The following is a 22,097-nucleotide window of genomic DNA, read 5'->3' as shown; positions in this document are numbered from 1 at the left end:
GTGTCCGCCCGTGCTGCGTCGCGTCCGCCGGATCACCCTTTCTGCGGCATGATGATCCGGTGAGTGTGCTCCCCCTGGTCTTCACCAGCGGCTGGGCCAGTGGGATCAACGCCTACGCGGTGGTCCTCCTGCTCGGCCTCTTCGGCGCGACCGGCCTGACCGACGAGGTCCCCGCGTCGCTGCAACGCACCGACGTGCTGATCGTCGCGGCGGTGCTGTTCGCGTGCGAGGCCGTCGCCGACAAGGTCCCGTATCTGGACACCGTCTGGGACGCCGCCCACACCGTCATCCGCCCCCTGGCCGGCGCCGTCGTGGGAGCGCTGCTGGCCGGGCAGAGCGGTTCGCTCTCCGACATCGCCGCGGGTGCCGTCGGCGGCACCACGGCCCTGGCCAGCCATTTCGTGAAGGCCGGCACCCGGATGGCGATCAACACCTCGCCCGAGCCGTTCAGCAACATCGTGGTGAGCACCGCCGAGGACCTCGGCGTGGCCGGCGTCATCACCTTCGCCATGTTCAACCCGCAGGCCGCCGCGATCATCGCGGCCGTCCTGCTGATCGCCGGACTGGCCATACTGTTCTTCCTCTGGAGCCGGATCCGCCGCTTCCTGCGCCGGCGCGCGCAGCGCCGCGAGGAGAGGCGGCTCGCCGCGGAGGCCCGTACCCACACCGCCGCGCCACCCGGCTGACCTCGCTCGATAGGCTCGGCCGCATGGCACGAATTGCGGTGATCGGCGCCGGGATGGGCGCGATGGCGACGGCGGCCCGGCTGGCCGTGGCGGGGCACCGGGTAACGGTGTACGAGCGCGGCACCACGTACGGCGGAGCCGTCGGGCGCCACGAGCGCGGGGGCTTCGTCTTCGACACCGGGCCCGGCCTGCTGCACCTGCCCGCCGTCTACCGGGACCTGTTCGTGAAGACCGGCAAGCGGCCGCTGGAGACCTGCGTCGACATGGTGCGGCTCGACCCGGCGGCCCGGCACCTGCTCCCCGCCTCCGGCATCGACGTCACCCTGCCCGGTGCCTCGCGCGGCGGCGTCGCGGCCGCCCTCGACGGGGCCTTCGGCGCCGGTGCGGGCGAGCGCTGGAACGGCGTGCTGGGCCGGGCCCGGGACGCCTGGGACGCCACCCGCCGCCCGCTGCTGGAGGAACCGCTGCCCGCCGGACGGCAGCGGTCCCTCGGCGCCGACCCCTACCCGGCCCTGCGCCGGAGCGGCCTGCTGCGCCGCCGGCCGCCGACGCTGGCCGAGGTGGCCGGGCGCGAGCTGGGCGGCGGGCTGGGCGTGCTGCTGACGGGCCTGGTGGCCTCGTACGGGGTCGATCCCGTGCGGGCGCCCGGCTCGGCGGCCGTACTGCCCTACATGGAGCAGACGTTCGGCAGCTGGTACGTCCACGGCGGGATGCGGGCCCTGGCCACCGCGGTGTACGAGCGCTGCCGCGAGCGGAAGGTGGAGTTCGTCTTCGGGGCGGAGGTCCGCGAGGTCCTGGTGCGCGGCGGCCGGGCGGCGGGCCTGCTGCTGGCGGACGGCACCGAGGCGGCCGCCGACTCCGTGGTGTGCGCGGTCGACCCGAGACTGCTGCCGGACGGCTCCCCGCCCTGGCCGCCGGAGGCGGTGCCCGCCCGCGGGGAGGGCGTGCCCAGCCGGCTGACGCTGCTGCTCGCCCTGCGCGGCGCCCGCCCGGCCGACGCGGTCCACCGCACCCTCGTGCACTCCCCCGGCCTGCTGGTCACCGTACTGCGGCCCGACGACCCGGCGACGCGGCCCGACGCGGACCACGAGGCGGTCACCGTGACCGCCGTGTGCCCCGCCGGGGGCGAGGGCGCGGCTCCCCGCCCGGAGGAGCTGACGGACCTGGCCGCGGCGGCCGTACCGGGGCTGCGGGAACGGCTGTTGTGGCAGGAGGTGCGCACCCCGGCCGACGTGGAGGCGGCGACGGGTGCGCGGGGCGGCTCGGTGCCGGCGCCCGCCCTCGCGGGGGCCGGCGGACGGCTGCTGTACCCGGCGAACACCACGGCCGTGCCCGGGCTGTACCTCGCGGGCGGATGGGCCCACCCCGGCGGCGGGCTGGCGCACGCCGGGATGACGGGGGCCCTGGTGGCCGGACTGATCGTGGAGGGCGCGGAGTTCCGCGGCTCCCGGTGACCGGGCCTCCCGCCCCGGCCGCGGCTCAGTAGCGGTACTGCCCGTACTCCCCGCCGCCCTGCTGCGGGTGCGGGTACTCCTGCGGCGGCTGGGCCTGCTCCTCGCCCGGGTAGGGCCGGCCGCCCGGGTCGGTGGTCCGCTGCTGCGGGACCCAGACCCCGCCGGGCGGGGTGTCCGTGGAGTACTGCTGCCCCTGGTCGGGGTAGGGGGCGTAGGCGTTGTAGTCGTAGGCCGGCGCCGGGGCCCCGCCGCCGGTGCCGATGTACGGGTCCGAGTAGGCGGCGTAGACCTGCTGTTGCGCGCCGCTCTGGTAGCCGCCGGAGTAGTCGTACCCGTAGCCGTCCGACTGGCCCACCGGGTCGTAGGCGGCGGCGTACTGGTGGGCGTCCTGCTCCGCGGTGGTGAAGGGCGAGGCGAACGCGGCCGTCTGGTCCGCGCCGGCGGGTGCCGTGAAGCTCTGGATGCCGTAGGACCCGGTGTCCTCGGGGACCGGCTCCGGGCTGTAGACGTCCTGGCCCGCGTTCTGGCCCGCGCTCTGGCCCGCGGCCGCCTCGGCGGACTCGTCCGCGGAGCCGTACTCCATGGCGGTGACCCGGAGCGCCGGCTGGGGACGCGGACCACCGGACCTGCGGCGCCCGCCGGACTGCCGTACGGGTTCCGGGCGGCGCCGGCGCAGTGCCCAGCCCGCCACGAAGCCCTTGCGGAAGGAGAGCGTCACCAGGATCTGGCCCAGGGCGAACGCGGCGGCGCCCGCGCCGATGACCAGCACCGACGGCAGGGCGACTCCGGCGACCACGCCCAGGAAGCCGGTGAACGCGAGCAGGCGCCAGCGGAGCCGGGCCTTGTTCTGCATCAGGACCTCGGCAAGCAGCCACAGCGCGACGATGCCGAACGCGATGTAGAGGACCGTCATTCCCACGCATGGCCCCTCTCGGTGCGGCGGACCGCCCGGAAACGGGGCCCGCCGATCAGGCCCGCTGGTGCAGGCCCAGGTTCTCGTAGATTTCGAGAGTCGCCGTGGAGTTGTTCAGCGTGATGAAGTGCAGCCCCGGGACACCCTCGGACAGCAGCCGCGCGCAGAACTCCGTGGCGAACTCGATGCCAATGGAGCGTACAGCGGCCGGGTCGTCCTTGACCGCGAGCATGCGCTCTTTCACGGCCGCGGGGAAGAGCGCGTTGCTGAGCTGCGGCAGCCGGTCGAGCTGCCTGATGCCCACAACAGGCATGACCTCGGGGATGATCGGGGTCTCGCAGCCCGCCTTCTCGACGCTGTCGCGCAGTCGGAGGTAGTTCTCCGGATCGAAGAACATCTGGGTGATCGCGTAGTCGGCGCCCGCCCGGCACTTGTCCGTGAAGTGCCGGATGTCCGTGTCCCAGTCCGTCGACCGCGGGTGCATCTCGGGGAAGGCGGCGACGCCGACGCAGAAGTCGCCCGACTCCTTGACCAGCCGGACCAGGTCGGCGGCGTACCGCACGCCCTCGGGGTGCGCCACCCACTCGCCCATGGGATCGCCCGGCGGGTCTCCGCGCACGACGAGCATGTTCCGGATGCCCGCGTCGGCGAACTGCCCGATGACGTTGCGCAGCTCGGCCACCGAGTGGTCGACGGCGGTGAGGTGGGCGACGGGGGTCAGGGTGGTGTCCGCGGCGATCTGCTGCGTGGCCCGGACGGTGCCGCCCCGGGTGGAGCCGCCGGCCCCGTACGTGACGGAGACGAAACTCGGACGGACCGCTTCGACCCGGCGCAGCGCGTTCCAGAGATTGCGCTCGCCCTTCTCCGTCTTCGGAGCCCAGAACTCGAAGGAGTACGAGCGCCCGGACGCGATGAGCTCGCGGACCGTGTGTGCGCGATCCGACCGGGTGGAAGCGGTACCAGAGGCCATACCCGCAGGTTAGACGCGTCGGCGCGCACTCCGAAGCGATGTCCGCCTTTTGGACATGTTTTTGGACAGGCCCGGCCGGTCAGCCGAGGCGGGCGCGGACCCGCTTCGCGAGTTCCGCGGCGGCCGCACCGGGGTCGGACGCCTCCGTGAGGGCCCGGACGACGACGACACGGGTGGCCCCGGCGTCCAGCACCTCGTCCAGATTCGCGCGGTCGATCCCGCCGATGGCGAACCAGGGCCGGTCCTGCTCCAGGGAGGCCGCGTACCGGACGAGTCCGAGGCCGGGGGCGAACCGGCCGGGCTTGGTGGGGGTGGGCCAGCAGGGGCCGGTGCAGAAGTAGTCCACGCCGGGCTCGGCGGCGGCCGCGTCCACCTCGGACTCGGCGTGACAGGAGCGGCCGATCAGCACCTGCCCGCCGAGGACGGCGCGGGCGGCGGGTACGGGGATGTCGCCCTGGCCGAGGTGCAGGACGTCGGAACCGATGGCGTGCGCGACGTCGGCGCGGTCGTTCACGGCGAGGAGCTTGCCGTGACGGCGCGCGGCCTCGGCGAACACCCGGAGGTGGTCGAGTTCCTCGCCGGCCTCCATGCCCTTGTCGCGGAGCTGGACGATGTCCACGCCCCCGGCCAGGACGGCGTCGAGGAACTCGGGGAGGTCACCCTGCCGCTTGCGGGCGTCCGTGCACAGGTAGAGCCGGGCGTCGGACAGCTGCATGGGTGTACCCCCCGTGATGGAAGCGGCGGACGGGCGGCCAGGCGGGGCCCGTACGCCGCGGTGGAGCGGATGCGGATCAGGTCAGAGGGCGAGCGCCTGAGCGCGGCGCTTCACCTCCGTGCCGCGATTCTCGCTCAGCGCCTGCACGGGGGTGCCGGGCAGGGTCGGGTCCTCGGTGAAGAGCCATTCGAGGATCTCCTCCTCGGTGAAGCGGTCGTCGCGCAGCACCGTCAGGAGGCCCACGAGGCCCTTGACGACCTTGTCGCCGTCGATGAAGGGGGCCGGCACCTGCAGGGAGCGGTTCTCGCCCCGGCGCACGGCGATCAGCTGCCCTTCCTTGACCATCTGGCGGACCCGGGTCACCTCGATGTCGAGCTTCTCCGCGATGTCGGGGAGGTACAGCCAGGCGGGGACTAGGGCATCGATCTTTGCGTCAATCTCGGTCACGGGTACAAGCCTGCCATCTAGGACTGGCGGCCGGTACCCGAGCGGCCCCGTACGGGTACCGGCGCCGCCCTCCGGGAGCGCCTCCGGGGCGGCGCCGGCCGCCCCGGAGGGCGGGCCCGGGCCCCGGCGGCACGCCCTACCGGCGGGCCGTCGACTTCAGCGGGACGGCCGGATCGGCCACCCGGTCGGCGTCCAGGACGGTGCCCGCCTCGATGAGTTTGCGGCCCTGCGCGAGGTCGCGCGGGCGGCCCACGGCCAGGACGGCCACCAGGGCGCCGTCGCGCAGCCAGCACACGGACCAGGCGGGGGCGGCCGGGTCGCCCCGCCAGAGCAGGGTGTCGGCGCCGCCGTGGTGGCCGGCGTACTGGACGAACCGGCCGAACTGCTCCGACCAGAAGTACGGGACCGGGTCGTAGACCTGGACCGGCTCCCCCGCCAGGACGTTCGCCGCGACGGTCCGGGGGCCCTGGAGGGCGTTGTCCCAGTGGTGGACGAGGAGACGGGCGCCGTAGCGGGCGGAGGGGAAGGAGGCGCAGTCGCCGACCGCGTGGACCCCGGGCAGGGAGGTGCGCAGGTGGGCGTCGGCGGTGACCGAGCCGTCGGGGCCCAGTACGACCCCGCTCCCGGCCAGCCAGCCGGTGGCCGGGCGGGCGCCGACGCCGACCACCACCGCGCCGACCGGCAGGCTGCGGCCGTCCGCCAGCAGGACCCGGCCCGCCTCGATCCCGGCGACACGGGCGCCGGTGAGCAGCTCGGCGCCGGCCTCCTCGTACCAGCGGGCCATCGGTGCGGTGACCTCGGCCGGCAGGGCTCCCGCCAGGACGCGGTCCGCCGCCTCGACCACGGTCACCGCGCAGCCGGCCTCGCGGGCGGCGGTGGCGAACTCGGCGCCGATCCAGCCGGCTCCGACGACGACCGCCCGGTCGGCGGCCGCCAGGACGGGCCTCAGCCGGGCGGCGTCGTCGAGGGTGCGCAGCAGGTGCACGCCGGGGACGCCCTCGGTGCCGGGGAGGGTCAGCGGGACGGCGCCGGTCGCCAGGACGAGGGTGTCGTACGGGACGGGGCCCGCCCCGGTGTCCAGTTCGCGGTCGGCGGCCCGCAGTCCGATGACCTCGGTGCCGAGCCGGAGCCCGATGCCGAGCCCTTCGAAGTCGACGTCGAAGGCGGAGTCCTCGGCCTTGCCGAGCAGGACCGCCTTCGACAGCGGGGGGCGGTCGTAGGGCTGGTGGGGTTCGGCTCCCAGCAGGGTCACGGGGCCGGTGAAGCCCTGTTCCCGCAGGGCGACCGCGGTCTGCACGCCGGCCATTCCGGCGCCCACGATGACGACGCCGCTGTGTGTCTGTTCCGTCTGTTCCGTCTGCTCGCTCACGCGGCCAGCCTAATCTTCTGACGGCCCATCAGGAACAGGTGCCGCCTTACCCGGCGTCCGGCCCGGGGTTAGTCTGGCAGGCGTACCTATCGCGGGAGTCCGGGCGCACCGGGCTGAGAGGGAGGCTGGGCGGCCTCCGACCGTACGAACCTGATCCGGGTCATGCCGGCGAAGGGAGGGGCTGGACGCCCATGCATTCATCTCGAACGTCCCGGAAGGGATCCGACGTCCTCGTCATCGGGGGCGGCGTCATCGGACTCGTCACCGCCTGGCGGGCGGCCCGCCGCGGCCTGGCCGTCGTGCTCGCCGACCCGGCGCCCGGCGGCGGCGCGGCCCAGGTCGCGGCGGGCATGCTGGCCCCCGTCACCGAGCTGCACTACGGCGAGGAGGCCCTGCTGGGCCTCGGGCTGGCCTCCGCCGCCCGCTATCCGGAGTTCGCGGCCGAACTGGCCGAGGCGAGCGGCGGCCTGGACATCGGCTACCGGGCCTGCGGCACCCTCGCCGTCGCCCTCGACTCCGACGACCGGCTCCACCTGCGCGAGCTGCACGCCCTCCAGCGCCGCTGCGGCCTGGATTCGCAGTGGCTCACCGGCCGGGAGTGCCGCCGCCTGGAGCCGATGCTGGCCCCCGGCGTACGCGGCGGCCTGCGCGTGGACGGCGACCACCAGGTCGATCCGCGCCGGCTGGCGGCCGCCCTGCTGGCCGCCTGCGAGCGCTCCGGGGTGAGCGTGCGCCGGGCGCGGGCCGAGCGGCTGCTCGTCACCGCCGACCGGGCGGCCGGCGCCGTGCTCGCCGACGGTACGGAGCTCCGCGCCGGCCAGGTGGTGCTGGCGGCGGGCTCGTTCAGCGGCCGCCTGGAGGGCGTGCCGGCGGAGGTGACCGCCCCCGTACGGCCCGTCAAGGGCCAGGTGCTGCGGCTCACGGTGCCGGCGGCGTACGGGGCGTTCCTGTCCCGGACCGTACGGGCCGTCGTCCGCGGCAGCCACGTCTACCTGGTGCCGCGCGAGAACGGCGAGCTGGTCATCGGCGCCACCAGCGAGGAACTGGGCTGGGACACCACGGTCACCGCGGGCGGGGTCTACGAACTGCTGCGCGACGCCCACGAGCTGGTGCCCGGCATCACCGAGCTGCCGCTCACCGAGACCCGCGCGGGACTGCGCCCCGGTTCCCCCGACAACGCCCCGCTGCTGGGCCCCACCGATCTGCCGGGCCTGCACCTGGCCACCGGGCACTACCGCAACGGGGTCCTGCTGACCCCGCTCACCGGCGATGTGATGGCGGAGCTGCTGACGACCGGCGAACTGCCTCCGGTCGCGCGCCCCTTCAGCCCCCGCCGGTTCTCCGCCGCACGTCAGGAGTCGTACGCATGACCATCTCCGTCAACGGCGAGCCGCGCGAGGTCGCGGCCGGCACCACCCTCGACGCGGTGGTCGCCATCCTGACGGCCGCTCCCTCCGGGGTGGCGGCCGCGCTCAACGAGACCGTGGTCCCGCGCGGGCAGTGGCGGGCCACGCGGGTGGGCGACGGCGACCGGGTCGAGATCCTCACCGCGGTCCAGGGGGGCTGAGCGGCATGGCTGACGACCTGTTCACCCTGGGGGGCCGGACCTTCTCCTCCCGCCTGATCATGGGCACGGGCGGGGCCCCGAGCCTGGACGTCCTGGAACGGGCGCTCGTCGCGTCCGGCACCGAGCTGACGACGGTGGCGATGCGCCGCCTCGACCCGACCGTCCAGGGCTCCGTCCTGTCGGTGCTGGCCGGGCTGGGCATCGCGGTCCTGCCGAACACGGCGGGCTGCTTCACGGCCGGCGAGGCCGTGCTGACGGCCCGGCTGGCGCGCGAGGCGCTCGGCACGGACTGGATCAAGCTGGAGGTGGTCGCGGACGAGCGGACCCTGCTGCCCGACGGGATCGAGCTGCTGGACGCCGCCGAGATCCTCGTGGACGAGGGATTCACCGTCCTTCCGTATACGAACGACGACCCGGTCCTGGCCCGGAAGCTGGAGGACGCGGGCTGCGCGGCGATCATGCCGCTGGGCTCCCCCATCGGTTCCGGGATGGGCATCCGCAACCCGCACAACTTCGAGCTGATCACCGAGCGGGCCGGGGTCCCGGTGATCCTGGACGCGGGCGCCGGCACGGCGTCCGACGTCGCGCTGGCGATGGAACTGGGCTGCGCGGCCGTGATGCTCGCCTCCGCCGTGACGCGTGCGCAGGAGCCGGTGCTGATGGCCGCGGCCATGCGGGACGCGGTGTCGGCGGGGCGTCTGGCCCACCGGGCGGGCCGCATCCCGCAGCGCCGCTTCGCCGAGCCCTCGTCCCCGGCACAGGGCCGCGCCGACCTCGACCCGGAGCGTCCGGCGTTCTGACCGGACACCTGATCGCGGCCGGTACGGGCGGCCGTCCGGCCGGCCCGGACGCACCCGCCGGGCGGCCGCCCGCCCGGTGGGAGCCCGCCCGGCGGTGGGCGACGGCTCCGTAGCCGCCGGCTCACACCCGGCGACGGTCCGCAGTCGGATCCGTCACAGCTGGGCTGCAAGCCGCCCCGCACGGCCCGGGCAACCGCGCGCCGCTCGTACACTCGGCGCGTGGACACGACCCTGGATGACCCTCTCGTCGGGCGCGTACTCGACGGCCGCTACCGCATCGACGCGCGCATCGCGGCCGGCGGCATGGCCACGGTCTACCGCGCCGTCGACACCCGCCTGGACCGCGTCCTCGCCCTGAAGGTGATGCACCCGCAGCTCGCCGAGGACGGTCTCTTCGTCGACCGGTTCATCCGGGAGGCGAAGTCCGTGGCCCGCCTCGCGCACCCGAACGTGGTGGCCGTCTTCGACCAGGGCACGGACGGCCCGTACGTCTACCTCGCCATGGAGTACGTCTCCGGCTGCACCCTGCGCGACGTGCTGCGCGAGCGCGGCGCGCTCCAGCCGCGGGCCGCCCTCGACGTCTTCGAGCCGGTCCTCGCCGCGCTCGGCGCCGCCCACCGGGCGGGCTTCGTCCACCGCGACATGAAGCCCGAGAACGTGCTGATCGGCGACGACGGCCGGGTCAAGGTCGCCGACTTCGGCCTGGTCCGCAGCGTCGACGCCGTCACCAGCACCACCGGCTCCGTCCTCGGGACCGTCTCCTACCTGGCGCCCGAGCAGATCGAGAACGGCGTCACCGACACCCGCGTGGACGTCTACGCCTGCGGGGTCGTCCTGTACGAGATGCTCACCGGAGCCAAGCCCCACATCGGCGCCACCCCCGCGCAGGTGCTCTACCTGCACCTCCACGAGGACATCCCGCCGCCCTCGGCCTCCGTACCCGGGCTCCCCGTCGCCCTCGACGAACTGGTCGCGCAGGCGGCCGCCCGCAATCCGGAGCTGCGGCCCTACGACGCGGTCTCCCTGCTGGGCCTGGCCCGCGAGGCCCGGAGCAGGCTCAGCGACGCCGAGCTGGACGCCGTACCCCCGCAGGCCCGCGCCGAGGGACGGTCGGCGGCCGAGGACCGCACCGGCGTGATCGCCCGCCCGGTGGACGCGCCGCGGCCCGCGGACCGGACCTCGCGCCTGGAGACCCTGGCGCCCCCCGCGCCCGCGCCACACCGGCCCGTACGGAGCCGGCGCCGGGGGCCGCGCCGCGGCACGCTCCTCGTCATCGCCGGGGTGCTGCTCGCGCTCGGCCTCGGGACGGGCGTCTGGTACATCAACGCGGGGCAGTTCACCCAGGTCCCCAACGTCCTGGGCAAGAGCGAGCAGCAGGCCAAGGCGCAGCTGTCGGCGGCCGGACTCGGCGTCAAGCGCGTCGAGCGGAAGTTCAGCGAGGCTTTCGACCGCGGGACGGTCATGAACTCCGATCCCGCGGGCGGCCGGCGCATCCGCGGCAACGGCGCGGTGACGCTCACCGTCTCCCGCGGCCCGGAGGTCGTGTCGGTGCCCAATCTGAAGGGGAGGACGCTGGAGCAGGCCAGGGCCGAGCTGACGCGGGCGGGCCTGGCCCCCGGTGTCGTCGCCCAGGCCTTCAGCCAGGACGTCGCCCAGGGCTCGGTGATCGCCTCCGACCCGGCGGGCGGCGAGCGGCGGGCCCCCGACACGGCGGTCGCGCTGGTGGTCAGCAAGGGCCGCCCGGTGGAGGTCCCGGGCGTGGCCGGACTCCCCTTCGAGCAGGCGCGCGCCACCCTGGAGGGCGCCGGCCTGAAGGCGGTCGCGGCCGCCGAGCAGGTCAACTCCTCCTCGCCGGCCGGTACGGTCGCCAACCAGTCGGTCGGCGCCGGCACCCAGGCCGCGGCCGGGGACACGGTCACCCTGACCCTCTCCAAGGGCCCCCGCCAGCTCCCGGTGCCGGACGTGACCGGCCAGAACGTGGACGCGGCCCGCCGGACCCTGGAGGGCGCGGGCTTCAAGGTGCGGGTGGAGCGGCCCTTCCTCTCCTTCAGCAACACCGTGGAGCTCCAGTCGGTGCCCACCGGCCAGAACGCCCCCGAGGGCAGCACCATCACCATCCGGACCAAGGGGCTGTAGGAGTACGTGGAGCACGACAAGCACGTGGGGCACGACAAGCACACGCGGCACGAGAAGCACGAGGCGGGAACGGACCGCGCGGCCCTGCGCAATCCGGTGGGCGGACACGTCCCGGTCGCCGGCGGCCTCGCCAAGGTGGGGCTCGCCTATGCCCGCGAGATGCGCGCCGAGGCGGTACAGGTCTTCGTCGCCAACCCGCGCGGCTGGGCCACCCCGACCGGCAGCCCGGCGCAGGACGAGCGGTTCCGCGCCGGATGCGCGGAAGGGTCGATCCCGGCGTACGTGCACGCCCCCTACCTGATCAACTTCGGCTCGCACAACGGGGCGACCGTCGAGAAGTCCGTGGAGTCCCTGCGCCACTCGCTGCGGCGCGGCCGGGAGATCGGCGCGCTCGGGGTCGTCGTGCACACGGGTTCGGCCACCGGCGGCCGCCCGCGCGAGGCGGCGTACGCGCAGATCAGGGAGCACATGCTGCCGCTGCTCGACGAGCTGACGCACGAGGACGACCCGTTCCTGCTGCTGGAGTCGACGGCCGGGCAGGGCTCCTCGCTGTGCTCGACGGCCGAGGAGTTCGGCCCGTACTTCGAGGCGCTGGAGCGGCACCCGATGCTGGGGATCTGCCTGGACACCTGCCACGTCTTCGCGGCCGGTCACGACCTGGCGGAGCCCGGCGGGACGAAGCTGACGCTGGACCTGCTGGTGGACACGGTGGGCGAGGGCCGGCTGAAACTGGTGCACGCGAACGACTCCGAGGCGGCCGTGGGCGCGCACCGGGACCGGCACGCCAACATCGGCCGCGGCCACATCGGCCGCGCGGCCTTCGCCGAGCTGTTCACGCACCCCGCGATGGAGGGCGTACCGCTGATCACCGAGACGCCCGGCGGCCCGGAGGGGCACGCCGCGGACGTGGCGCTGCTGAAGGAGCTGCGCGGGACGGGGTGATCCGCCGCTCGCGCGGCGGGCGACGCGGCGGGCGGCGGGCCGCGTACGCCGTCCGGGTCCGTTCACCCCTGCCGCGACGGCGGAGGCGGGGCCCGCTACAGCTCGGGGCCGTCCCCGGGCTCCTCCTGGTAGGAGTAGCGCTGCTCGCGCCAGGGGTCGCCGATGTTGTGGTAGCCGCGCTCCTCCCAGAAGCCCCGGCGGTCGGCGGTCATGTACTCGATGCCGCGGACCCACTTGGGGCCCTTCCAGGCGTACAGGTGCGGGACGACCAGCCGCAGCGGGAACCCGTGCTCGGCGGTGAGGAGTTCACCGCCCTGATGGGTGGCGAAGACGGTCCGGTCAGAGGCGAAGTCGGCCAGCCGCATGTTGGAGCTGAAGCCGTACTCGGCCCACACCATCACGTGCGTGACCTGCGGCGCCGGGGGCACCAGACCGAGGATCGTACGGGTCGGCACACCGCCCCATTCGGCGCCCTGCATGCTGAACTTCGTGACGCAGTGCAGGTCCGCCACGACCGATTCGAACGGCAGGGCCGTGAACTCCTCGTGGTTCCAGCAGTGCTTGTCACCGTCGGCCGTCGCGCCGAAGACGCGGAACTCCCAGCGGTCCGGCTTGAACTTGGGTACGGGGCCGTAGTGGGTGACCGGCCAGCCCCGCTGCAACCGCTGTCCCGGTGGAAGCTCCGACTGCTCTGCTCCCGGAGATTCCCGGCTTTCCGGCTGACCCATGTCTCCATGGTGACAGATTGGGCAGGGTGGTCATGACCAGGTCTGGCCCGATTCGGGCAAGTCGCGGCAACTCCCACTAAGGAGGCACTTACTGGACTGCCTCCGGCAGCGGTGCAAGGATGCGCGCACCTGCCCCGTCACCTAGGTGACCCTGCCTGGAAGGAGCCTCTGCGATGCAGGGCGACCCCGAGGTCCTTGAGTTTCTGAACGAGCAGCTGACCGGTGAGCTGACGGCCATCAACCAGTACTGGCTGCACTACCGCATCCAGGACAACAAGGGCTGGACCAAGCTCGCCAAGTACACGCGTGAAGAATCCATCGACGAGATGAAGCACGCGGACAAGATCACCGAGCGCATCCTGATGCTCGACGGTCTGCCGAACTACCAGCGTCTCTTCCACGTGCGCGTCGGACAGACGATCACGGAGATGTTCCAGGCGGACCGCCAGGTCGAGGTCGAGGCGATCGACCGGCTCAAGCGCGGCATCGAGGTCATGCGGGGGAAGGGCGACATCACCTCCGCCCGCCTCTTCGAGGAGATCCTGGAGGACGAGGAGCACCACATCGACTACCTCGACACCCAGCTGGAGCTCATCGAGTCCCTGGGCGAGCCGCTGTACATCGCGCAGCTCATCGAGCAGCCCAGCTGACCTGCGGCCCCGGCAGTCCGAGAGCGGGTCGAGAGCCGGTCGAGGGGATGCGAGCGAGCTGACCGCGAGCCGCTCGGCGCTAGGCGGCTTCCACGAGGGTCGGCGCGAGCACCGGCTCCACGTCCGCGGCGAGCACGGCGGCCGCGTTGCCCTTCTCCAGCAGCTCCCGGCGCGGGCACGCACCGCGTCCGAGCATGCCCTGGATGGTGCGCACACAGGAGCCGCAGTCGGTGCCGGCCTTCGTGGCCGAGGCGATCTGGCGCGGGGTGCAGGCCCCGGCCGCCGCGTGGTCCTTGACCTGCTTGTCGGTGATCCCGAAGCAAGAGCAGACGTACACGCGGTTCACCTCCCTGAGCGGAATGGTTCGGCGAGCCATCCCCTGTTCGGTGAGGCTTACCTAACCGTACCCAAAGTTAGGCAACCCTAAAAGCCCCCGGCATGACGATGGGGCGCGGATCACATCGATCCGCGCCCCATCGTCGTACGAAATGACGTACTGATCCGCTCGGTCCTACTGGTCCCGGTACATCTCGGCGACCAGGAACGCCAGGTCCAGGGACTGGCTGCGGTTGAGCCGCGGGTCGCAGGCCGTCTCGTAGCGCTGGTGCAGGTCGTCGACGAAGATCTCGTCGCCGCCGCCCACGCACTCGGTGACGTCGTCACCGGTGAGCTCGACGTGGATGCCGCCCGGGTGGGTGCCCAGGGCCTTGTGGACCTCGAAGAAGCCCTTGACCTCGTCGAGCACGTCGTCGAAACGACGCGTCTTGTGGCCCGAGGCCGCCTCGAAGGTGTTGCCGTGCATCGGGTCGGTGACCCAGGCGACGGTCGCGCCGGAGGCGGTGACCTTCTCGACCAGCGCGGGGAGCTTGTCGCGGACCTTGTCGGCGCCCATGCGGACGACGAACGTCAGCCGGCCCGGCTCACGGTCCGGGTCCAGGCGGTCCACGTAGGTCAGCGCCTCGTCGACCGTCGTGGTGGGGCCGAGCTTGATGCCGATCGGGTTGGCGATCTGCGAGCAGAACTCGATGTGCGCGTGGTCGAGCTGGCGGGTGCGCTCACCGATCCAGACCATGTGGCCCGAGGTGTCGTACAGCCGGCCGGTCCGCGAGTCCGTGCGGGTCAGCGCGCCCTCGTAGGCGAGCAGCAGCGCCTCGTGGGAGGCGTAGAACTCGACGGCCTTGAACTCGGCCGGGTCGGTGCCACAGGCCTTCATGAAGTTCAGCGCGTTGTCGATCTCCCGCGCGAGCTGCTCGTAGCGCTGTCCGGACGGGGAGGACCGCACGAAGTCCTGGTTCCAGGCGTGCACCTGGCGCAGGTCGGCGTAACCGCCGGTGGTGAAGGCGCGCACCAGGTTCAGCGTCGAGGCCGACGCGTGGTACATGCGCTTCAGCCGCTCGGGGTCCGGGATCCGGTCCTCTTCGGTGAAGGCGAAGCCGTTGACGGAGTCGCCGCGGTAGGTCGGCAGGGTGATGCCGTCGCGGGTCTCGGTGTCCTTGGAGCGCGGCTTGGAGTACTGGCCCGCGATGCGGCCGACCTTGACGACGGGCACGGAGGCCGCGTACGTCAGGACGGCGCTCATCTGGAGCAGTGTCTTCAGCTTGGCTCGGATGTGGTCGGCGGAGACGGCGTCGAAGGCCTCCGCGCAGTCGCCGCCCTGCAGCAGGAACGCCTCGCCCTTGGCGACGGCTCCCAGGCGGGCGCGCAGCTGGTCGCACTCACCCGCGAAGACGAGCGGAGGATACGACTCGAGGTCCGCGACGACAGCGCGCAGGGCCTCGGCATCGGGGTACGAAGGCTGCTGCGCCGCGGGAAGGTCTCGCCAGGTCGCCTTGGCGGCGGGGGCTTGGGTTTCAGCGTTCACGGTCACCCCGTACACATTACGGCGTCCTAGGGCGCGTCCGGCCCGCCGACCACAACGTGAGACGGATATCCGGACCTGCCGGGAGGCGGACTCCGCGCCTCCGCCGCGGGGGTGCGGGGCCACGCTGGTGCGCCGCTCCGACCGCCGCGGCGGGGCACCGGTCAGTACGGCGCGACGAGGGTGTTCTCCGAGCGGCGGCCCGCCAGGTGGTCGGCCACGTTGGCGACGGTGGTGTCGATGATCTGCCCCACCGCGTCGCTCGTGTAGTACGCCTGGTGCGAGGTCACCAGCACGTGCGGGAACGTGACGAGCCGGGCAAGTGTGTCGTCCTCCACCGTCTCCAGGGACTTGTCCAGGAAGAAGACCCCCGCCTCCGCCTCGTACACGTCGAGCCCCACGCCCGCGAAGCGGCCCGCGCGCAGCTCCGTGACCAGAGCGTCGGTGTCGATCAGCCCGCCGCGGCTGGAGTTCACCAGGATCGCGTCGTCGCGCATCAGCCGCAGCGCGTCCGCGTCGATGATGTGGTGGGTGGAGTCCAGCAGCGGCACGTGCAGGCTGACCAGGTCGCAGGAGGCGAGCAGCTCCTCCTTGTCGACGTACTTCATGCCGAGCTCGACGCAGGCGGGGTTGCGCGCCACGTCCCAGCCGAGCAGGTTCATCCCGAAGCCGTGCGCGATCCGGGTGAACGCCTCCCCGATCTTTCCGGTGCCGAGCACGCCCACGGTGCGGCCGCGCAGGTCGCGGCCCATCAGCCCGTTCAGCCGGAAGTCGAAGTCCCGGGTCCGGATCGAGGCCCGGACGATGCGGCGGTTCACGGCCATGGCCAGCGTCCAGGCGAACTCGGCCACCGAGTAGGGGGAGTAGTACGAGACCCGGCTCACCGTCATGCCGAGCTGCCGGGCGACGTCGAGGTCGATGTTGTTGAAGCCGGTGGACCGCTGGGCGATCTGCTTCGTCCCGCCCGCCGCCAGGGTCCGCAGCACCCGGCCGTTCAGGTCGGCGTTCACGCTGGAGGAGACGACCTCGTACCCCGCCGCGATGGGCGCGGTGTCCTCGCTGAGGAAGACGTCGAGGCAGCGGACCTCGTGCTGCCCCGCGAAGGCGCGCTCCAGGATCGGCCGCTCGTCGGCGGTCACACCGAATGCCAGGATCTCCACGCTTGCTCCCGTACCTCGAACCATGGGCCGTTTGTCACCTTACGACCCATGATCCGTGGACGCTGCCCCACGTCAGCCGAAGAAGACCCCGGCCTCCCGGTACAGCTCGGGGTCCACCGTCTTCAGCTTCGCCGTGGCCTCCGCGATCGGGACCCGGACGATGTCCGTCCCCCGGAGCGCGACCATCGTGCCGAAGTCCCCGTCGCGCACCGCGTCGATCGCGTGCAGTCCGAAGCGGGTGGCGAGCCAGCGGTCGAAGGCGCTCGGGGTGCCGCCCCGCTGGATGTGCCCGAGCACCGTCGTGCGGGCCTCCTTGCCGGTCCGCGCCTCGATCTCCTTGGCCAGCCATTCGCCCACCCCGGACAGCCGGACGTGGCCGAAGGAGTCCTTGGTGGCGTCCTTGAGGACCAGGTCCCCGTCCTTGGGCATGGCGCCCTCCGCGACCACGACGATCGGCGCGTAGCTCGCCTTGAACCGCGAGGTGACCCAGGCGCAGACCTGATCGACGTCGAAGCGCTGCTCGGGGATGAGGATGACGTTGGCGCCGCCCGCGAGGCCCGAGTGCAGGGCGATCCAGCCGGCGTGCCGGCCCATGACCTCGCAGACCAGGACCCGCATGTGCGATTCGGCGGTGGTGTGCAGCCGGTCGATGGCCTCGGTCGCGATGCCGACGGCGGTGTCGAAGCCGAAGGTGTAGTCGGTCCCGGAGAGGTCGTTGTCGATGGTCTTCGGGACGCCGACGCAGGGGATGCCGTACTCGTCGTTCAGCCGGGCCGCGACCCCGAGGGTGTCCTCGCCGCCGATGGTGATGAGCGCGTCCACCTCGTACTTGGCGAGGTTGTCCTTGATGGCCCGCACGCCGTTCTCCGACTCGAACGGATTGGTGCGCGAGGAGCCCAGGATGGTGCCGCCGCGGGGCAGGATCCCGCGGACGGCCGCGATGTCGAGCGGTACCGCGGAGCCGTCGACGGCTCCGCGCCAGCCGTTGCGGAAGCCGATGAACCGGTACCCGTACTCCTGGTCGCCCTTGCGGACGACGGCCCGGATCACCGCGTTGAGCCCGGGGCAGTCGCCGCCGCCGGTCAGCACTCCGACCTTCATGGAATCTCCCTTCGCCATGACGGCCACGCTAGTGGTGACACAGGTCACAGCAAGGGTCCGAGGAGGGCCGATTCCTGTGGAACAAAGGGTCGTTGTGCCGCCCGTTCCCTCGCACGAGGACGCAAGTACGACGTACGCCACTCCGTGCGGTGCGCCGTTCGAGGCGGTCGCGGCGGATCAGGCGTCGTCGAGGCCGCGTTCGATGGCGTAGCGGACGAGCTCCACCCGGTTGTGCAGCTGGAGTTTGCCCAGGGTGTTCTGGACGTGGTTCTGCACCGTGCGGTGCGAGATGACGAGCCGCTCGGCGATCTGCTTGTACGAGAGCCCCTTCGCCACCAGCCGCAGCACCTCGGTCTCCCGGTCGGTCAACCGGGGCGCCTTCGGCTCGTCGGAGGCGGCCGGTGCCGGGTCGGTGGCCAGGCGCCGGTACTCGCCGAGCACCAGACCGGCCAGACCCGGCGTGAAGACCGGGTCGCCGGCGGCCGTGCGGCGGACCGCGTCGATCAGCTCCTGGGCGCCGGCGGACTTCAGCAGGTAGCCGGTCGCGCCGGACTTCACCGCCTCCAGCACGTCCGCGTGCTCGCCGCTGGCCGACAGGACCATGACCCGCAGGGCCGGGTTGGCGCCGACCAGCTCCTTGCAGACCTGTACGCCCGGCATGCCGGGGAGGTTGAGGTCGAGGACCAGCACGTCGGGGGTGGTGGCGCGGGCCCGGCGGACCGCCTCGGGTCCGTCACCGGCCGTCGCCACCACGTCGAAGCCCGCGGCGGCGAGGTCGCGGGCGACCGCGTCCCGCCACATCGGGTGGTCGTCGACGACCATGACCCTGATCCCGCGCGGTGCGTTCGGTTCGTTCACGTCGGTGCGCTCGCTCATCTCTCGTCCGTCCTCCCCCTGGGTACTTTCAGTTCCACCTCGGTGCCCTGCCCGGGGACGGACACCAGCTCGGCGCTGCCGCCGAGGTCGCGCAGCCGGCCCCGGATGGACAGGGCCACTCCCATCCGGCCCTCGCCCTCGGCCTGGTCGAGCCGGCCCGCCGGGATGCCCGGGCCGTCGTCCCGTACGGTCACCACCACCTCGTCACCCCAGTCCTCGACCAGGATCCAGGCGCGGGCCCCCTCTCCCGCGTGCCTGCGCACGTTGTCGAGGGCGGCTCCGACCGCCGCGGCCAGCTCCTTCGCGGCGGGCACCGGCAGCGGCACCGGGGTGCCCGGCTCGGCGAAGCTGACCCGCGAACCGGCGTGCGGGGCAAGGAGCGCCCGCAGGTCCAGCTCGCCGCCGTCGCCGGGCTCGTCCACCTCGTACGTGTCCACGAGCGCGCCGAGCGCCCCGTCGCGGGAGACCCGCGAGGGGTGCACCAGCCCGCTGGAGACCAGGGTGCGCAGGGCGACCTCCTGCTCCCCCGCCATGCGGCCGAGGTCGGCGGCCTCGCCGCCCAGTTCGGTGCCGCGGCGCTGGACCATGGCGAGGACCTGGAGGACCCCGTCGTGGATGTCGCGGGCGAGGCGCTCCCGCTCCCGGGTCGCGGCCTCGATCTCCAGCGCGCGGGCGAGGGTGGCCTCGCTGGCCCGGGCGACCTCGACGACGTAGCCGATGGCGATGGAGGCGACCCAGACGAGCAGGACGTTGTGCAGGGTGTCACCGGTGGGTTCGCCGCCGTGGATGACGATGTTGGCGGCGGCCACGAAGGTGGAGGCGAACCCGGCCCAGCGCCAGCCGCCCTTGATGGCGAAGGCCAGGACGGAACCGGCCGTCCAGATGGAGGGCAGGGTCGGGCCGCCGTCCGCGATCCGCTCGTGGCTGTCGGCGAGCGGGGTGAGCAGGATCCCGGCGAGGGCGACGGTGAGGTCGGCGCCGAGGAAGCGCTTGGTGCAGCTGGCGGCGTTCGCGACCCGCGTAGAGGTGGCCAGCGTCCACACGGCGAGGACGCAGAGGTAGCCGATGGCGACCGCGGGCCGGGCGAAATGCCGGTAGGAGGAGGCGAACAGCAGCACCGCGTAAACCATGGTGAGCAGCCGGTAGGCCGTCAGGGCCCGCCACAGCGGCTGCTCGACCGACATGCGCACGACGCGTTCGCGCTTCGCCATCTCCCCACCCCCCGCGGGCGGTTCCGCCCGCCGCTACTCGGTCTTGGCCTCGGGCTTGTCGCCCTTCTCGTTCTTGTCGTTCTTGTCGTTCTTCTCGCCCTTCGCGGCCTTCTCCGCGTCGGCGATCTGGCGCTTGGCCGCCGTCGCGTAGATGTCGACGTACTCCTGGCCGGAGAGCTTCATGATCTCGTACATGACCTCGTCGGTCACCGAGCGCAGGATGAAGCGGTCGCCGTCCATGCCGTGGTAGCGGCTGAAGTCCAGTGGCTTCCCGATCCGGATGCCCGGGCGCATCAGCTTGGGGACCACCTTGCCGGGCGGCTGGATCTTCTCGGTGTCGATCATCGCCACCGGGATCACGGGCGCTCCGGTGGCCAGGGCCACGCGGGCCAGGCCGCCGGGCTTGCCGCGGTAGAGCCGGCCGTCGGGTGAACGCGTCCCCTCCGGGTAGATACCGAACAGCTCCCCGCGTTCGATGACGTCGATGCCGCTCTTGATCGCGGCCTCGCCGGCCCCGCGCGCGCCGGAGCGGTCCACCGGGAGCTGGCCGACGCCCTTGAAGAAGGCGGCCGTCAGCTTGCCCTTGACCCCCGGGGAGGTGAAGTACTCGGCCTTCGCGATGAAGGTGACCTTCCGGTCCAGCACGGCCGGGAGGAAGAAGGAGTCGGAGAAGGACAGGTGGTTGCTCGCGAGGATCGCCGGCCCCTCCGCGGGAATGTTCTCGAGGCCCTCCACCCACGGCCTGAAGGCGAGCTTCAGGGAACCGCCGATGGAGAACTTCATTGCGCCGTAGATCAACTCGAAAGCCTTCCTGTGTCTGTCGAACAGACCTTATCCCTTGGCTCCGCCGGGAGCGGCCCGACGACCCTGGTCGGTGCCACCCCGGTCGCGTACGGTGAAGTCACACAGAGCAACGCCCCCACCCGACGTACATCATGATCAAGGAGACCCTGGTGCCCGTCCTCCCTGGAGCCGAGCCGTTCCGCCACGAGGGCGGAGAGGTCGGCGTCCTCCTCTGCCACGGCTTCACCGGTTCCCCGCAGTCGCTGCGCCCCTGGGCCGAGTACCTCTCCGAGCGCGGCCTCACGGTGTCGCTGCCGCTGCTGCCCGGGCACGGTACGCGCTGGCAGGACATGCAGCTCACGGGCTGGCAGGACTGGTACGCCGAGGTGGACCGCGCACTGCGGGAGCTGCTGGACCGGTGCGCGCAGGTGTTCGTCTTCGGGCTGTCGATGGGCGGCGCGCTGAGCCTGCGGCTGGCGGCCAAGCACGGGGACGCCATCAGCGGCCTGGTCCTGGTCAACCCGGCGAACAAGGTCCACGACCCGCTCGCCGTCGCCCTGCCGGTGGCCAAGCACTTCATCCGGTCGACTCCGGGCATCGCCAGCGACATCGCGAAGCCGGGTTCGGAGGAGGTCGGTTACGACCGCGTCCCGACCCACGCCGCGCACTCGCTGCGGACGTTCCTGCGGATGGTCGACGCGGAGCTGCCCCAGGTGACGCAGCCGCTGTTGTTGCTGCACAGCCCGCAGGACCACGTGGTACCGCCGGCCGACTCGGCGCGCGTCCTGGCGCGCGTGTCGTCGACGGACGTCACCGAGACCCTGCTGGAACAGAGTTACCACGTCGCGACGTTGGACCATGACGCGGAGCGGATCTTCGCGGACAGTTTTGCGTTCGTCGGCCGGCTGGCGGAGAGCGTGGGCAGGGAGGGGGCGGAGGCGGGTGGCTGAGCACGAGGAGCAGTCGGGCGGTGTTCCGCCGCTGGACGAGGAAGCGGCGTGGGCGGCGATCGTCGCCGGGTACGGGCAGGAGCCGCCGGACCCGCCGGGGGCCCGGCCGTTCAAGCCGATCGAGAACCTGCTGCTGCCGGAGGAGGACGTGAAGCCGTTGTCTCTTCCTCCGGAGCCGGGCTCGAAGACGGAGCCCAGGGCCGAGTCCAAGACGGAACCGAAGACGGAGGCGAAGCCAGAGGCGAAGCCGGAGCCGTCGGCGGAACCGGGTTCCGGCCCGGCCGCGGAGCCCCCGGCGGCGGCGTCGCTGGGCAGCTCGGTCGTCTTCGCCCCGGGCGTGGGCGGGACGGGCCCCCGGGACCACTCCCTCGCCGAGCCCAGGGACGACGACCTGACGGCGGCCGAGGAGGGCCACTTCGTGCCCCCCGAGCCGGAGCTGCCGCCGGCGGACACCACGTCGAAGTTCGCGTGGCTCGCGGTGGTCGGCGGCCCGGTACTGCTGCTCCTGGCGGTGCTGCTGCAATGGGAGATGACCTGGTGGCTCACAACACTGGGCATCGGCGGCTTCCTGGGCGGCTTCGCGACGCTGGTGGGGCGCATGGCCCACGACGACGACGAGGACGACGACCCGGGCCGCGGCGCGGTCGTCTAGTTCCCCGGCGGGCGGGGGCAGCACCCACACCACCCCCGCCTCTTCCACGACGGCGGCGGAGACCGCAGCGAGACGGTCGCCGCGCTGAAGGAGTACCTCCCGTGGCTCAGCGCGCACGGGTACACCTTC

General features: G+C 72.8%; 23 protein-coding genes, 1 pseudogene and 1 riboswitch. Of the genes and pseudogenes, 11 read left to right on the top strand and 13 right to left on the bottom strand.

What is annotated here, in order from left to right:
• Positions 1-59: 59 nt before the first annotated feature.
• Entirely contained in the window at positions 60-686 is a 627-nt protein-coding gene (locus tag ABT106_RS18785) for a DUF4126 domain-containing protein (RefSeq protein ID WP_351278458.1), read from the top strand.
• Between the two features lie 23 nt (positions 687-709).
• On the top strand, positions 710-2,140 hold the full coding sequence (locus ABT106_RS18780) for a phytoene desaturase family protein (RefSeq protein WP_351278456.1): 1,431 nt from the start codon (positions 710-712) through the stop codon (positions 2,138-2,140).
• A gap of 25 nt (positions 2,141-2,165) precedes the next feature.
• Here ABT106_RS18780 and ABT106_RS18775 read toward each other — a convergent pair whose 3' ends face one another.
• From ABT106_RS18775 to ABT106_RS18755, 5 genes are all read right to left on the bottom strand, one after another.
• The gene (locus ABT106_RS18775; RefSeq protein ID WP_351278454.1) at positions 2,166-3,059 is read right to left on the bottom strand and encodes a hypothetical protein; all 894 of its coding nucleotides are present in this window, start codon (positions 3,057-3,059) and stop codon (positions 2,166-2,168) included.
• Between the two features lie 49 nt (positions 3,060-3,108).
• Positions 3,109-4,023, bottom strand: a complete 915-nt coding sequence (metF, locus tag ABT106_RS18770) for a methylenetetrahydrofolate reductase [NAD(P)H] (RefSeq protein WP_351278452.1) — start codon at positions 4,021-4,023, stop codon at positions 3,109-3,111.
• A 79-nt stretch (positions 4,024-4,102) separates the two neighbouring features.
• Entirely contained in the window at positions 4,103-4,738 is a 636-nt protein-coding gene (thiE, locus tag ABT106_RS18765) for a thiamine phosphate synthase (RefSeq protein ID WP_351278449.1), read from the bottom strand.
• Positions 4,739-4,819: 81 nt separating this feature from the next.
• Positions 4,820-5,185, bottom strand: coding sequence for an Rv2175c family DNA-binding protein (locus ABT106_RS18760; RefSeq protein ID WP_267840605.1), 366 nt, complete (start codon positions 5,183-5,185; stop codon positions 4,820-4,822).
• Positions 5,186-5,321: 136 nt separating this feature from the next.
• Positions 5,322-6,554: an NAD(P)/FAD-dependent oxidoreductase gene (locus tag ABT106_RS18755; protein WP_351278446.1), complete on the bottom strand. Its 1,233-nt coding sequence runs from the start codon at positions 6,552-6,554 to the stop codon at positions 5,322-5,324.
• Between the two features lie 81 nt (positions 6,555-6,635).
• Positions 6,636-6,748: riboswitch (TPP riboswitch) on the top strand.
• On the opposite strand from ABT106_RS18755, the gene thiO reads away from it, so the two are divergent.
• From thiO to ABT106_RS18730, 5 genes are all read left to right on the top strand, one after another.
• Positions 6,746-7,924: a glycine oxidase ThiO gene (gene thiO, locus ABT106_RS18750; protein WP_351278443.1), complete on the top strand. Its 1,179-nt coding sequence runs from the start codon at positions 6,746-6,748 to the stop codon at positions 7,922-7,924. It overlaps the preceding riboswitch by 3 nt.
• Positions 7,921-8,121: a sulfur carrier protein ThiS gene (gene thiS, locus ABT106_RS18745; protein ID WP_351278440.1), complete on the top strand. Its 201-nt coding sequence runs from the start codon at positions 7,921-7,923 to the stop codon at positions 8,119-8,121. Before thiO ends, thiS begins: the two co-directional genes overlap by 4 nt.
• A 5-nt stretch (positions 8,122-8,126) precedes the next feature.
• The gene (locus tag ABT106_RS18740) at positions 8,127-8,921 is read left to right on the top strand and encodes a thiazole synthase (RefSeq protein WP_351278438.1); all 795 of its coding nucleotides are present in this window, start codon (positions 8,127-8,129) and stop codon (positions 8,919-8,921) included.
• 219 nt (positions 8,922-9,140) lie between these two features.
• A complete protein-coding gene (gene pknB / locus ABT106_RS18735; protein WP_351278435.1) occupies positions 9,141-11,057 on the top strand; it encodes a Stk1 family PASTA domain-containing Ser/Thr kinase in 1,917 nt (638 codons plus the stop codon).
• 84 nt (positions 11,058-11,141) lie between these two features.
• Positions 11,142-11,999 carry a deoxyribonuclease IV gene (locus tag ABT106_RS18730; RefSeq protein WP_351278478.1) on the top strand — a complete coding sequence of 286 codons (858 nt, stop codon included), beginning with the start codon at positions 11,142-11,144 and terminating at the stop codon, positions 11,997-11,999.
• Positions 12,000-12,094: 95 nt separating this feature from the next.
• On the opposite strand, the gene ABT106_RS18725 is transcribed toward ABT106_RS18730, so the two are convergent.
• A complete protein-coding gene (locus ABT106_RS18725; protein WP_351278432.1) occupies positions 12,095-12,727 on the bottom strand; it encodes a sulfite oxidase-like oxidoreductase in 633 nt (210 codons plus the stop codon).
• 173 nt (positions 12,728-12,900) lie between these two features.
• Between ABT106_RS18725 and bfr the strand changes: the two genes are divergently transcribed.
• On the top strand, positions 12,901-13,377 hold the full coding sequence (gene bfr / locus ABT106_RS18720) for a bacterioferritin (RefSeq protein WP_030707395.1): 477 nt from the start codon (positions 12,901-12,903) through the stop codon (positions 13,375-13,377).
• A 79-nt stretch (positions 13,378-13,456) separates the two neighbouring features.
• Here the strand turns inward: bfr and ABT106_RS18715 are convergent, their stop codons facing one another.
• From ABT106_RS18715 to ABT106_RS18685, 7 genes are all read right to left on the bottom strand, one after another.
• Positions 13,457-13,714, bottom strand: a complete 258-nt coding sequence (locus ABT106_RS18715; protein WP_351278476.1) for a (2Fe-2S)-binding protein — start codon at positions 13,712-13,714, stop codon at positions 13,457-13,459.
• Between the two features lie 174 nt (positions 13,715-13,888).
• Positions 13,889-15,253: a class II 3-deoxy-7-phosphoheptulonate synthase gene (locus ABT106_RS18710; protein ID WP_502979417.1), complete on the bottom strand. Its 1,365-nt coding sequence runs from the start codon at positions 15,251-15,253 to the stop codon at positions 13,889-13,891.
• A 146-nt stretch (positions 15,254-15,399) separates the two neighbouring features.
• Entirely contained in the window at positions 15,400-16,395 is a 996-nt protein-coding gene (locus ABT106_RS18705) for a 2-hydroxyacid dehydrogenase (RefSeq protein ID WP_351278428.1), read from the bottom strand.
• A 72-nt stretch (positions 16,396-16,467) separates the two neighbouring features.
• Positions 16,468-17,496: a 6-phosphofructokinase gene (locus ABT106_RS18700; protein ID WP_351278474.1), complete on the bottom strand. Its 1,029-nt coding sequence runs from the start codon at positions 17,494-17,496 to the stop codon at positions 16,468-16,470.
• Positions 17,497-17,673: 177 nt separating this feature from the next.
• Complete coding sequence (locus ABT106_RS18695) at positions 17,674-18,372, bottom strand: response regulator (protein ID WP_351278426.1); 699 nt, start codon at positions 18,370-18,372, stop codon at positions 17,674-17,676.
• Positions 18,369-19,583 carry a MacS family sensor histidine kinase gene (gene macS / locus ABT106_RS18690; protein WP_351278423.1) on the bottom strand — a complete coding sequence of 405 codons (1,215 nt, stop codon included), beginning with the start codon at positions 19,581-19,583 and terminating at the stop codon, positions 18,369-18,371. Before macS ends, ABT106_RS18695 begins: the two co-directional genes overlap by 4 nt.
• A 33-nt stretch (positions 19,584-19,616) precedes the next feature.
• Entirely contained in the window at positions 19,617-20,366 is a 750-nt protein-coding gene (locus ABT106_RS18685; RefSeq protein ID WP_351278471.1) for a lysophospholipid acyltransferase family protein, read from the bottom strand.
• Between the two features lie 170 nt (positions 20,367-20,536).
• Between ABT106_RS18685 and ABT106_RS18680 the strand changes: the two genes are divergently transcribed.
• From ABT106_RS18680 to ABT106_RS18670, 3 genes and pseudogenes are all read left to right on the top strand, one after another.
• A complete protein-coding gene (locus ABT106_RS18680) occupies positions 20,537-21,316 on the top strand; it encodes an alpha/beta hydrolase (RefSeq protein ID WP_351278421.1) in 780 nt (259 codons plus the stop codon).
• Positions 21,309-21,968, top strand: a complete 660-nt coding sequence (locus tag ABT106_RS18675; RefSeq protein WP_351278418.1) for a hypothetical protein — start codon at positions 21,309-21,311, stop codon at positions 21,966-21,968. Before ABT106_RS18680 ends, ABT106_RS18675 begins: the two co-directional genes overlap by 8 nt.
• A gap of 39 nt (positions 21,969-22,007) precedes the next feature.
• A pseudogene (locus tag ABT106_RS18670) lies at positions 22,008-22,097 on the top strand (polysaccharide deacetylase family protein); the annotation flags it as partial.

The organism is Streptomyces sp. NPDC002044 (assembly GCF_040296725.1).
Classification (GTDB): Bacteria; Actinomycetota; Actinomycetes; order Streptomycetales; family Streptomycetaceae; genus Streptomyces; species Streptomyces antarcticus.
Note: the sequence above shows the minus strand (reverse complement) of the source record. Positions and strands in the feature narration are given on the sequence as shown.